Raw genomic sequence first — 13,419 nt, 5'->3', positions numbered from 1 at the left:
AGGCAATGTTGTTGTGGGATAGAGCGATGCTGTCGAGACGTTTCATCATAGAAACCATCAACGACCAGTTAAAAAATATCTCTCAAATAGAACACTCTAGACACCGCAGCGTGCATGGTTTTATGCTAAATATGATTGCCGGACTCATCGCCTATCAATTGAAAGACAATAAGCCACAACTGAACCTCACTAACGCAGAGTTTAATGCTATTACAGTTATGGCTTGTTAAACCGATCTCAGGTTAACTTAGGTAAATTAGTGGGACAGTTTAGGATTTAATTACATCAATCTAAATAAAAAAACGGGAGACTTAAGGTCTCCCGTTTTATTTGGCTTATTTATCTTTTTGAAGAGCACTTAATTCATTTACTTTAGTCAATCCAGCCTAGTCAGTTCATTCTAATCAATTTTCTCGGCAACCCGCTCAACCCTTACCGAGCAGACCTTATATTCTGGGATAAAAGCGACAGGATCGAGCGCATTGATGGTAAGTTTATTCGCCGCAGCTTCCACAAAGTGGAAGGGCAGGAATAGCACGCCAGCTTGGGCTCTTTTCGTCACAAAAGCGTCGATTTCAATTTCACCACGACGGGTAGTAAGTTTTATTTTATCGCCATTGCCTATGCCGAGTTGCTCGGCGTCATAGACTGAAATCATTACCTTAGGCGAGCCGAGTAAGTCGAGTCCAGCCGTTTTACGGGTTAGGGTGCCAGTGTGGAACTGTTCCAGTAAACGTCCGGTCGAGAGGGTGAGCGGGTACTCACTGCAGGGCATTTCTGCGGGTAAGCGATAACTCACTGGCGTGAACTTACCTAAGCCGCGGGTGAATTGGCCTTGGTGCATAATGGGAGTACCTGGATGAGCTTCATCTGGGCAAGGCCATTGAATGCCTTGGGAAATTTTACCGTCAACTCCAATGCTTAATCGTTGCCAAGTAATGCCGCGATATTGTGGTGTCAGCTCATTGATTTCCTGCCAAATCGCTTCTTCATTAGGGTAATCCCAAGCGGCGCCCATCGCATTGGCAATGGCTTGGACAATTTGCCAATCTGGCAGGGCTTCACCTGGCGGTTGCAGGGCTTGTTCGAGTCGCTGCACTCGTCGTTCAGTATTAGTGAAATGACCGCGTTTTTCGACAAAGGCTGCGGCGGGCAGAACCACGTCGGCAAGCTCGGCGGTTTCGGTGAGAAAGATATCCTGCACCACTAAAAAGTCGATTGCATTAAGCGCCCTAAGCACATGGGCTTGATCTGGGTCGCTTAATACGGGGTTTTCGCCCATTACATATAAAGCCTTGATTTTCCCTTTGGAAATATCATGCATCATATGGGTTGCGGTCACGCCAATTTCTCCCGATAACGGCGTTTGCCAATGTGCCTCGAAACGCATTCTGGCATGAATGTCGGTGACTTTTTGGTAACCACTGAAGAAGTTAGGCAGTGCGCCCATGTCACAGGCACCTTGCACATTACTTTGTCCCCGCAGTGGATTAATCCCCGCTCCTTCAACTCCAATATTGCCGCATAGAAGTTGTAGATTAGATATGGCGGTGACATTGTCGTGTCCCGTCGTGTGCTGGGTAATGCCCATGGCATAGTAGACTGCGGTTTTGTCGGCCGTTCCTATGGTTTGGGCGATGCGGGCGATATCTTCGGCTTTAACGCCTGTTATCAAGGCTGCATTTTCTAGGCTGTAATCTACTTTTTTGAGTTCAGCATAGAGAGCATCCACGCCTTCGGTGCGTGCGGCAATGTAGCTTTTATCCTGCCAGTCATTACGGATGATTTCCGCCATAATCGCATTGAGTAGCATGACGTCTGTGCCGGGTCTGTGGGCGACATAAAGCTGTGCACTGTCGGCAATGGCGACACGTTTAGGGTCGGCCACCATTAGTCTCGCGCCATGTAAAGCCACGGCTTGCTTAATTTTCGAGGCGATGATCGGGTGAGCACTGCTGGTGTCTGAGCCTATGATAAAAATCACATCCGATGCTTGAATGCTCGGAATGTCATTGGTCATGGCACCACTGCCGATACTTTGCTGTAGCCCTGTGACTGTGGATGAATGGCACAGACGGGCGCAATGGTCGATGTTATTGGTGCCGAGTATGCTTCTGACAAATTTTTGCAGCAGGAAGTTTTCTTCATTGGTGGCTTTTGCCGAGGCCAAGCTTGCCAGTGCATTGCTGCCATGTTGCTGTTTTATTTGCTGTAAATGTTCGGCCACATAGGCGATGGCTTCAGGCCAACTACTTGGCGTGAGCTGGCCATTTTTACGAATGAGTGGCGTGGTGAGGCGTTTTTCACTGTGAATAAAATCGAAACCAAACCGGCCTTTCACACACAACATGCCTTGGTTTACCACAGACTCTTCATTGCCCTCGATATGACGGATCTGATTCGTGCTGGTATCGATTTTAAGGTCAAGCCGACAGCCTACGCCGCAATAGGTACAAATCGTTGATGTGGTTTTGAGTGGCGTTTCATCGCCTTGGCGTTTATCCCGCGCATCGACGAGTGCACCCGTTGGGCAAACCTGCACACAGTTGCCGCATTGCACACATTTGCTGTCGGCCATGCTAGCGCTAAAGCCGACTCTCGGTGCGCGGCGCGTGGCGGTTTCACTTATATCTTGCGGCAGCGCTTGATAGGAATCATGGGCAAATTGAATCGCACAATGGCCACTCTGCAACTGGCACACATCAACGCACTTACCGCAGCTAATACAACGATTTGCATCAAATTGAATGAACGGACTCGATTTATCGACCGAAAACTTACGCACGCTTTGAGTGCTGAGTGACTTAGGTTCGACATGGTAGTCGGTCGCATAGTCCCTTAATTTACAATCCGTATTGGCTTGGCAGGCGCATTCGAGGCAGCGAGCAGCTTCTTGCATGGCGGCATCGGGAGCAAAGCCTAGCTCGACTTCGCCGTAATTGAGTAAACGTTGCACCGCGTTCAATTCGGGCATGGTTAAACGGGCTTTACGTGCGACAGAGGGGTAGAGTTCGGTAGTTGGCAAGCCTTGTTTTATTGTGTTACCGACTGCTTTTGATGAATTAAATTCAGTGGCATGCAGCTCGCAACTTAGGCCTTGTTTGAGCAATTTATCTATGGCAATTGCGGCTTTATTGCCGTCGCCTATCGCGGCGACTGCGGTAGCAGGGCCTCGGCGTGCATCCCCCACCACAAAGAGTTTTTCAACCCCGGACGACATAGTGTGCTCGCAGCCAATAAAGGTATTCCAGCGGCTGAGAGCGAGTTCACCATTGCTTAAGTGGCTCGCGGGATCTTGCATAAAACTCATATCGGGAGTTTGTGATACTGCGGCTATCACAGTGTCGAAATCTTGAGTAAAGGTTTCACCAGTATCAACGGGAGCGCGTCTGCCAGAGGCATCGGCTTCGCCGAGTGCCATCTTAGCGAAGGTGACTGCATGGACTCTACCTTGCACATCGCTATGGTTTTCAAGCGGATTGGTTAAAAAATGAAACTTCACCCCTTCGACTTCGGCCTCATGTACCTCGTAAGCTTCGGCGGGCATTTCGGCGCGGGTGCGACGGTAAATTAGGGTGACATCGCAACCTTCACGCACCGCTGTGCGGGCGCAATCAATAGCGGTATTGCCACCACCAATGACCGCGACTTTCTTACCTAAAACAAGTGTCTTTTCGAGACAATGATCTTTTAAGTAATCGACACCTAAGTAGCAACCCGCGAGTGTGCTGCCGGGATAATCCATAGGCACAGCTTTTTGGGCGCCAATGGCGAGACAGACGGCATCAAAATCTTCAACTAATTGATTTAAATGTATCTCGTGACCGAGACGTGTTTCTGTGTGTATGGTTACCCCGTTATGGCACAAGAGTTCGATTTCTTTATCGAGTATCGCCTTAGGTAAACGATACTCAGGAATACCATAACGTAGCCAACCACCCGCCTGTGGCATAGATTCGAATACCTCTACGCTATGGCCTTGGTTTGATAAGTAATATCCGGCACTTAACCCAGCTGGACCCGCACCGATAATGGCAACTTTTTTGCCCGTGTCGGTTTGGCGTGGCGGCACATAACTCGTGCCGCCCTTTTCGCCATCGGCGAGATCGAGATCAGCGGCGTGGCGTTTTAATTGACGAATAGCGATGGGCTCATCGACTAGCCCACGGCGACATTGTGCCTCACAAAAAGCGGGGCAAACTCGGCCAATAGATAGCGGCAGTGGCAAGGTTTGTTTAATGACTTTAACGGCTTCAGTATGGTTGCCTTGGGCTATGTGATACAGGTAACTCTGCACATCGACGCCCGCGGGGCATGCTTGTTGGCAGGGGGCTTCGCAATCAGCAAAATGATCGCTCAAGATCTCAGTCAGCGCTTGTTTGCGTTTTTGACTTAAGAATTCAGACTGAGTTATGACTCGCATGCCGACTGTGGCGGACGTTTCACAGGCGCGTACGCAGCGCAAACTGGCGTCGGAATTCTCAATCTGGACGACACACAAATTGCAGGCTTGCTTGTCTGCATATTCGTGAATGCCTAATTGCTGCGAGGCTGCGCTGGGATCACATAAGCTGGGTATTGCTATGCCAGCAGCATGCGCCACTTGCAGTAGGTTATCGGTCGGATTAACCGACAACACTTGGTCATCAATTCGAAGTTCTATCATCCCATGGCCTTTTTATATGTAGGGTGCTTAGCTGCTATAGCGCGGGGCTGCAGGCTTAGGTTGTTTCGAGTATACCTAGACAGCTTTAGAAGACGCTTATGGGCGAGTGAAGTTTGCTGCAAAATTGCAGCTTGAATCACAAACACGCCCAGACTGTGCGCTGGTGAATGTTTGTTCTAATTTAGTCGTGATGGGGTTGGTGTTATCAGGCCTTTTTAGTTGTGTTTCCTTTGATATTATGGGGATTTTTTAGGCAGGAGAGCGCTTGTGTGTCAGCCATTGGCCTCGCGCATAGCATCATCTTGGCTAAATTCTTGGCTAAATTCTTGGCTAAATTTAAGTAAGATCACAGTCTTAACTCATTGCTTTTTGTTAGTCTCGGCTTTAGTGCTGTGGTCTTTTAGCTTGGAAAATAATCCTTGTTATCCCATTTAATGAACAGTGCACCCCTAGGTTTACCAGTCTGGTTAGGTTAAAATGCGCGGTTGCAAATACTGTTAATCATCGCCCCTTTTAGTGGAAGATCAATTAAAGCGGCCAAATAAAGAAAGTTGAAAACTCATGTTTGAAGTTAATCCAGTAAAATTCAAAATTAAGGAGCTTGCCGAGCGCACGGAGCTTCTTAGGGGGTATCTTTGACTACGATGCCAAAAATGAGCGTCTAGAAGAAGTTACCCGTGAGCTTGAAAGTTCAGAAGTGTGGAACGACCCAGAGCGCGCCCAAGCCTTAGGCAAAGAGCGCGCCAGCCTAGAAGCTGTGGTCAAAACCATAGACGATATGGACTCAGGTCTTGAAGATGTTGAAGGCTTACTCGAGCTGGCTATTGAAGAGGAAGACGAAGATACCTTCAATGAAACCAGTAAAGAGCTGGATTATCTCGAAAGCCGCCTTGCCGATCTTGAATTCCGTCGTATGTTCTCCGGCCCGCAAGATGCGTCAAACTGTTATTTAGACATTCAGTCTGGTAGTGGTGGTACCGAAGCCCAAGATTGGGCCAACATGGTGCTGCGTATGTACCTACGTTGGGGCGAAGCCCATGGCTTTAGCCCTGAGTTGATGGAAGTGACCGATGGTGACGTGGCCGGTATTAAAGGTGCGACCATTAAGTTTACTGGCGAATATGCGTTCGGTTGGTTACGCACTGAGACTGGCGTGCACCGTTTAGTTCGTAAGTCGCCATTCGATTCATCGGGTCGTCGTCATACGTCATTCTGCTCTGTGTTCGTTTATCCAGAAATCGATGACGATATCACGATTGATATCAACCCATCGGATCTACGTATTGACACTTATCGCGCATCGGGCGCGGGTGGTCAGCACGTTAACAAAACGGAATCGGCGATTCGTATTACCCACTTACCGACGAATACCGTTGTGCAGTGCCAGAACGACCGTTCACAGCATAAAAATAAAGATGCTGCGATGAAGCAGCTGAAAGCAAAACTGTTTGAGTTAGAAATGCTCAAGCAAAATGCCGACAAGCAGGCCGCAGAAGACGCTAAGTCTGATATCGGCTGGGGCAGTCAAATTCGCTCTTATGTATTAGACGATGCCCGCATTAAAGACTTACGCACAGGCGTTGAAACCCGCAATACTCAAGCGGTACTCGATGGCGATCTGGATAAGTTTATCGAAGCCAGTTTGAAATCTGGGCTGTAATTAATTCAAGGTATAGACGAGAAATAAGATGACTGAACAAGTAATTGATGAGAACAAACTGATCGCCGAGCGCCGTGCCAAGCTAGAAAGCATCCGCCCAAACTGTAGTGCTAATGCCCATCCAAATACCTTCCGTCGCACCCATAAAGCGGCTGAACTGCAAGCACAGTATGGTCAAAGCACTAAAGAAGAACTCGAAGCCTTAGGTTTTAAGACCAGCATTGCTGGCCGCATCATGGCAAAACGTGGTCCTTTCTTAGTGATCCAAGACGTGTCTGGCCGTATTCAAGCTTACGCTGAAAAAAGCGTACAAGCTGATTTGAAAGAGCGTTTTCAAGGTCTGGATATCGGTGACATCATAGGCGTAACCGGCCAACTGCATTTGTCTGGCAAAGGCGACTTATACGTCAACATGGAACAGTACGAGCTACTGACCAAGGCACTGCGTCCATTGCCTGCGGATTATTATGGTCTAGCCGATCAAGAAATGCGTTACCGTCAACGTTACGTGGATCTCATCGTTAACGAAGATTCGCGCAATGCCTTCATCATGCGTTCTAAAGTGGTTTCTGCAATTCGTAACTTCATGATCAAAAAAGAGTTCATGGAAGTTGAAACCCCTATGATGCACGTGATCCCTGGTGGTGCTTCGGCGCGTCCTTTTATCACCCATCACAACGCCTTAGACATGCCAATGTATCTGCGTATCGCGCCAGAATTATATCTGAAGCGTTTAGTGGTCGGTGGTTTTGAGCGTGTGTTCGAAATCAACCGTAACTTCCGTAACGAAGGTCTGTCGCCACGTCATAACCCAGAATTCACTATGATGGAATTCTATATGGCTTATGCTGACTACAAAGATCTGATGGACCTTACCGAAGAAATGCTCAGCTCGATTGCTATCGAACTGCTTGGCAGTGCGCAAATGCCCTACGGTGAGCACACAGTTGATTTCGGCGGCCCATACGCACGTTTAAGCATGTTAGAAGCGATTCAGAAGTACAATCCTGATAACGCGACTATCCAAGCTATGACCTATGAGCAAGTGAAAGATGTTGAATTCATGCGCGATTTGGCGAAAAGCTTAGGCATGAAGATTGAGAAGTTCTGGACTTGTGGTCAGCTGCTTGAAGAAATCTTCGGTGAAACTGCTGAATGGCAATTGATGCAACCGACGTTCATCACTGGCTACCCAGCGGATATTTCACCATTGGCACGTCGTAATGATGACAACCATTTCATCACTGACCGTTTCGAATTCTTCATCGGTGGCCGCGAAGTGGCTAACGGCTTTAGCGAGCTGAACGATGCTGAAGATCAAGACAACCGCTTTAAAGCACAGGTTGATGCGAAAGATGCAGGTGACGATGAAGCTATGTTCTACGATGCAGACTATATCACTGCACTGGAACACGGTTTGCCACCCACGGCAGGTCAAGGTATTGGTATCGACCGTTTAGTGATGTTGTTCACTAACACTCATACTATCCGTGACGTGATCCTGTTCCCTGCAATGCGCCCACAGGCGTAATGCAGTCGAACAAGGTATTTCGTTGGTACATTTCGTTGGTACATTTTGTTGTATTAGTTTAGCCACTCGACTTTTTGTAAGTCGCAATAGGTTAAGTTTACAGTGATTGATTTAGGTATGACCTGAGCATCGCTACGATGAAATACCCCCTAAAAAACCAGCCATTTGGCTGGTTTTTTGTTTTCTAAAATAGCTAAAAATAATGAGTGATAAAGTCGAACCATTAGTAACCTAAAAATGGGCTAGATGAGCATCATCAAGTGGCATGTTAGCTTTAGGTTGTGGCTATCGATCGTAGTGTAGATTGCGGGTTTAGCTTGTGAGTGTAGATAGTGTCTTTAACTTGGGGTTGTATATTGGGATGTCACGAAACACTCGTCTATGCTGCTAGCATCTCGCCGCCAGTCACATGCGATATTGTCTGTGTTCATTTCATTTTCGATAGCGATGGTTTGCAGGAATACCTAGGGCAAAGAGTTCAAGAAGAGGCAATTGGGATACATCAAAATAGTTGGTTGTATTACTGAGTGCATAAATACTTCATAGGGATTATTTTTAAACGCGTTTGTTCATCTATACCCACTCGTACGGCTGTTTCAGATAATCAACCCGACATTAGTCTAATAGTGTGTTGCTTGACCTCAGTCACTAACTCAATGAAACTCTCCATTAAATCACCTCCTACTAAAGTATGGATAATTAAATAATGTTAATTTTCTTTATTTGTATCGCACTCTTAGTGCTTGCATACAAGTTCTATAGTCCCTTTGTTGAGCGGCAAGCGGGTATAGATCCTAAAGCGATAACACCACAGGCGAGATTCGAAGATGGCGTCGATTACGTTCCGGTTCATCCGGCTAAAGCGTTTCTGATCCAGTTCCTCAATGTCGCGGGTGTGGGGCCGATATTTGGCCCGATCCTCGGTGCACTTTACGGCCCAATAGCCTTAGTGTGGATTGTACTGGGGAATATTATTGGCGGCGCAGTACATGATTATTTTTCTGGCGTGCTCAGCATAAAAGAAGACGGTAAGAGTCTGCCTGAGATTGCGGGCCACTACTTTAATATTTACTTTAAAGGCGTGATGTTGCTGTTTACGGCTATGCTGCTGTTTTTTGTGGGCGTGGTCTTCATCATGAGCCCCGCAGGTTTGCTGAGTAATCTCGATTATTTTAAAGACACCATCTTTGGCAATAATACCTTCTGGGTGTTAGTGATTTTAGTCTATTACTTTTTAGCGACTATGTTGCCGATTGATAAAATCATCACTAAATTATATCCCGCATTTGGTTTGTTGATGATAGTCATGACAGTTTCTATCGCCGTTGCTCTAATGATCAATGCGCCGCAGTTACCTGAAATGGGGGATGTGTTTGCCTATTTCGACCACAGTCATTACAACAACGAGTTACTCGAACCAAACCCAGATGGACTACCTGTTTGGCCACTGTTATTTGTGACTATTACCTGTGGTGCGATTAGCGGTTTCCATTCAACTCAAGCGCCCATCATGGCTCGTTGCTTGACGAATGAGAAGTATGTTCGCCCTGTGTATTATGGCGCTATGGTTGCTGAAGGTATCGTTGCTTGTGTATGGGCAACGGCGGGTATTGCAGCTTTCCCTGGCGGTTATGTTGAGCTTAAGAGTTTGCTCGACCAAGGTGGCCCAGGTTTAGTAGTTAATCAAGTGGCAACTACGTATTTAGGTGTTGCGGGCGGTATTATGGCGATTGTGGCCGTGGCTATCTTCCCTATCACCTCTGGTGATACCGCATTTCGTTCGCTGCGTTTGACGATTATCGATGCCTTCCATATTCCGCAAAGTATGCGTAATCGTTTATTGGTTGCTGTGCCTATTCTGACCATTGCGTACTTTATGACGAAGATCGATTTCTCTTTGATTTGGCGTTACTTTGCTTTCTCAAATATGCTGCTATCAACCAGTGTATTGTGGTTAGCGACTAAGTATTTGTTCGATCGTGGGACCTTCCATTGGATTGTTAGCTTACCAGCAATTGGCGGCACCAGCGTTACTGTGTCTTATATTATGACTGCGGGTATTGGCTTAGGTTTACCGCAACCTTTGAGCCAGCCAGTGGGTATCGCTGTCGGGGTTATCTGTTTAGTTGCCCTGATCATTGCGCACAATAGACGTAAACCTGTGGCAGAAGTCAAATAGTCAGTTATCCCATAGTTTTACCCAATAAAAATCAAGGGCTGCATTTTGCAGCCCTTGATTTTTTATGATTGGTATCATTCTACTATCCTTTAATGGCTTATTTTAGAAAGGGTAATTTTTGCTGAATATTTTTTAATGAGCTGATTCATCGCGTTTCATCTAGAGGTAAGGTAAGGTCGTTAGACTGGTTTTTTGTTTCTCTATTGAAACGATTAGTCTGTGGTAGAGAGCGTTAAGCAGTACAAACTTGCGGCAAAAGTCATTTAGATTTTATTTACTTGAATATTTTTTGCGAACAGAAGGAGAGCACGTTATGTCTGAGAACAAATGTCCTATGCACCATTCTGCTGGTGGCACCTCGAATCGAGATTGGTGGCCTAAACAGCTCCGGCTCGATATTCTGCACCAACACTCTTCCTTATCTAATCCTTTGGGTGATGACTTCAATTATGCTGAAGCCTTTAAATCCCTCAATTTAGCTGCTGTAAAGCAAGATCTTCTCGCATTAATGACGGATTCACAGGACTGGTGGCCTGCAGATTTTGGCCACTATGGGCCGCTATTTATTCGTATGGCATGGCACAGTGCCGGCACCTATCGTACCGGTGATGGACGTGGCGGAGCGGGGAGCGGTAATCAACGTTTTGCACCGTTAAACAGCTGGCCTGATAACGTAAACCTCGATAAAGCACGCCGGCTCCTTTGGCCGATTAAACAAAAATATGGCAATAAAATCTCTTGGGCCGATTTGATGATCCTTACGGGGAATGTCGCGCTGGAATCTATGGGATTCAAAACCTTAGGTTTTGCTGGTGGGCGAGTCGATATTTGGGAACCCGAAGCTGATATTTACTGGGGTGCGGAAAATAAATGGTTAGATGATAAGCGTTACTCGGGAGAGCGAGATCTTGAAGATCCCCTCGCCGCAGTCCAAATGGGGTTGATTTATGTTAACCCTGAGGGACCCAATGGCGACCCTGATCCTTTCGCTGCCGCCGTAGATATCCGCGAAACCTTTGCCCGCATGGCGATGAATGATGAAGAAACCGTAGCCTTGATTGCCGGTGGTCATACTTTTGGTAAAACCCATGGTGCAGGTGACGCAGCATTAGTAGGACCTGAGCCAGAAGCCGCAGGTATTGAACAGCAAGGGCTAGGTTGGTTGAGTCGCTATAAAAGCGGTAAAGGTGGCGATACTATTTCCAGTGGCCTCGAAGTGACTTGGACCTCAACACCAACCCAATGGAGTAACAATTTTTTTGAAAATCTATTTGGATATGAATGGGAACTGACTAAGAGCCCTGCGGGTGCCCATCAGTGGATACCTAAAAATGGCGCGGGTAAATGGGTGATCCCCGATGCGCACGACGCCTCAAAACGTCATGTGCCGACTATGTTGACCACTGACCTTGCACTGATCTTCGATCCTGATTACGAGAAAATATCACGTCGATTCTTTGAAAATCCCGATGAGTTTGCCGATGTATTTGCAAAAGCTTGGTACAAGCTGACACACAGAGATATGGGTCCATGCACGCGTTATTTGGGTCCTGAAGTGCCTGCAGAAACGTTTCTTTGGCAAGACCCCATTCCTGCGGTTGATCATCCTCTGGTTAATGAGCAGGATGTTACTGATCTTAAACTTAAGATTATTGGTTCTGGATTAACGATTTCAGAAGTCGTTGCCACTGCTTGGGCCTCGGCATCGACCTTCCGGGGTTCTGATATGCGCGGTGGTGCGAACGGTGCTCGAATTCGACTCGCGCCGCAAAAAGATTGGCCAGTGAATCAGCCTGAGCAGCTCGCTAAGGTGCTCAAAGTGCTTGAGAGTATTCAGTCTGAGTTCAATCAAGGAGGTAAGACAATCTCCCTTGCTGACTTGATTGTCCTAGCAGGCTGCGTCGGTATTGACCAAGCGGCTAGAAATGCGGGGGTTGAAGTAACGATTCCATTTACGCCGGGTCGTATGGATGCCACGCAAGCACAAACTGATGTGGAATCTTTTGCGGTACTTGAACCTGTCGCAGATGGCTTTAGAAATTATCATCCCACTCCGTTTTCTGTTTCGGCGGAGGAGTTATTGGTCGATAGGGCACAATTGCTGACCTTAACTGCGCCGGAAATGACAGTGCTTATTGGCGGTCTGCGGGTGTTAGATACGAACTCTGATCAGTCAAAAACAGGTGTCTTGACTGCGCGTCCTGAGTTTTTGACCAATGACTTTTTTGTTAACTTGCTCGATATGGGGACGACGTGGAAACCCACTTCTAAAGCGGAGGATATGTTTGTGGGTGTTGATCGCGTCAGTGGCCAGCAAAAGTGGACTGCAAGTCGTGTTGATTTGATCTTTGGCTCTAATTCGCAGCTGCGTGCACTCGCAGAAGTGTACGCGAGTAGTGATGCACAGCTGCGATTTGTCGATGATTTTATCGACGCTTGGACTAAGGTGATGAACTTAGATAGATTCGATCTTCGCTGAGCTTATATTTATTAGTCTTTTTAGTAGTAGATTGGCCCAATTTAGGCGCAGCTGGGGTTAATGCAGACTGAGCGTTTAAGTGGATTTTCAGTTAAATGATCGCCTAATCCAAAGTGGTTAAGCGGTCATTTTTATTCATGTGCTTTGACGCTCATCAATTTAGGTGGAATATGAATATTCAGCAAATGTCGGGTTTAGCCATTTTACAGGCGATGGCAAGGGGTGAATTACCCGCACCTTCTATCTCTCTCACTATGCCAATGTCGCTGGTTCAAGCCGACGAAGGAACGGTGACATTCCATGCGACTGCCGATGATAAGCACCTCAACCCATTGGGCGGTGTTCATGGTGGTTTTGCCGCGACTGTATTGGATTCGGTTACAGGTTGCGCCGTGCATACATTGCTTGAAGCGGGTGTCGGTTACGGCACTATCGACTTGAATATTAAAATGATTCGACCTGTGCCTAAACATCAAGTGTTAGTGGCTGAGGGCAAGGTGATCAATTTATCTAAGTCTTTAGGTATTTCGGAAGGTACGCTAAAAACACAGGATGGAAAACTGCTCGCCACTGCTACGGCGACTTGTATGATTTTAAGGCCATAAACCGATTTTGCGGGCTGGCGATATTATCTCTTCGAGTTAACACGCTGAGCAGATAATTAACCTATGCCGAAGGTGCACTTTATCTTCAGATATTAAGTCGACGGCCTTCTTGCTGGCAGTGAAGTTTTTATGGGCGTGAATTCAGTAAATAACGGAATTTTTTAATCATATTTTCATAAATAGGCCTCAAGATTGAAAATAGCTAGCATGCCATATTCCATTCGACAGAAAGTATGCTAGATTCTGGCGAATTGTTGCTGATCGCTGTATTGTTACCTCTGTCATCAACAGTTCTCCAC

At 46.8% G+C, this 13,419-nt stretch carries 7 protein-coding genes; 6 read left to right on the top strand and 1 reads right to left on the bottom strand.

Going from position 1 to position 13,419, the window contains the following annotated elements:
- A partial coding sequence (locus L5M28_RS18955) for a transposase (protein ID WP_263196414.1) occupies positions 1-230 on the top strand: 230 nt, incomplete at its 5' end.
- 170 nt (positions 231-400) lie between these two features.
- Here the strand turns inward: L5M28_RS18955 and fdhF are convergent.
- Positions 401-4,666: a formate dehydrogenase subunit alpha gene (fdhF, locus tag L5M28_RS18950; protein WP_263204173.1), complete on the bottom strand. Its 4,266-nt coding sequence runs from the start codon at positions 4,664-4,666 to the stop codon at positions 401-403.
- 561 nt (positions 4,667-5,227) lie between these two features.
- Between fdhF and prfB the strand changes: the two genes are divergently transcribed.
- From prfB to L5M28_RS18925, 5 genes are all read left to right on the top strand, one after another.
- Positions 5,228-6,326, top strand: a protein-coding gene (prfB, locus tag L5M28_RS18945; protein WP_168824900.1) for a peptide chain release factor 2 whose coding sequence is annotated in 2 segments (ribosomal slippage) — positions 5,228-5,302 and positions 5,304-6,326 — 1,098 coding nt in all. Because the reading frame shifts where the segments join, the coding sequence is not laid out codon by codon here.
- Between the two features lie 28 nt (positions 6,327-6,354).
- Positions 6,355-7,857, top strand: a complete 1,503-nt coding sequence (lysS, locus tag L5M28_RS18940) for a lysine--tRNA ligase (protein WP_168824901.1) — start codon at positions 6,355-6,357, stop codon at positions 7,855-7,857.
- Between the two features lie 706 nt (positions 7,858-8,563).
- Complete coding sequence (locus tag L5M28_RS18935) at positions 8,564-10,036, top strand: carbon starvation protein A (RefSeq protein ID WP_105250058.1); 1,473 nt, start codon at positions 8,564-8,566, stop codon at positions 10,034-10,036.
- 313 nt (positions 10,037-10,349) lie between these two features.
- Positions 10,350-12,515: a catalase/peroxidase HPI gene (gene katG, locus L5M28_RS18930; protein WP_263195880.1), complete on the top strand. Its 2,166-nt coding sequence runs from the start codon at positions 10,350-10,352 to the stop codon at positions 12,513-12,515.
- A 170-nt stretch (positions 12,516-12,685) separates the two neighbouring features.
- Positions 12,686-13,120, top strand: coding sequence for a PaaI family thioesterase (locus L5M28_RS18925; RefSeq protein ID WP_028761608.1), 435 nt, complete (start codon positions 12,686-12,688; stop codon positions 13,118-13,120).
- The last annotated feature ends 299 nt before the right edge of the window (positions 13,121-13,419 follow it).

The sequence above is a fragment of the Shewanella sp. SW32 genome, from assembly GCF_025653365.1.
Taxonomy (GTDB): Bacteria; Pseudomonadota; Gammaproteobacteria; order Enterobacterales; family Shewanellaceae; genus Shewanella; species Shewanella oncorhynchi.
Note: the sequence above shows the minus strand (reverse complement) of the source record. Positions and strands in the feature narration are given on the sequence as shown.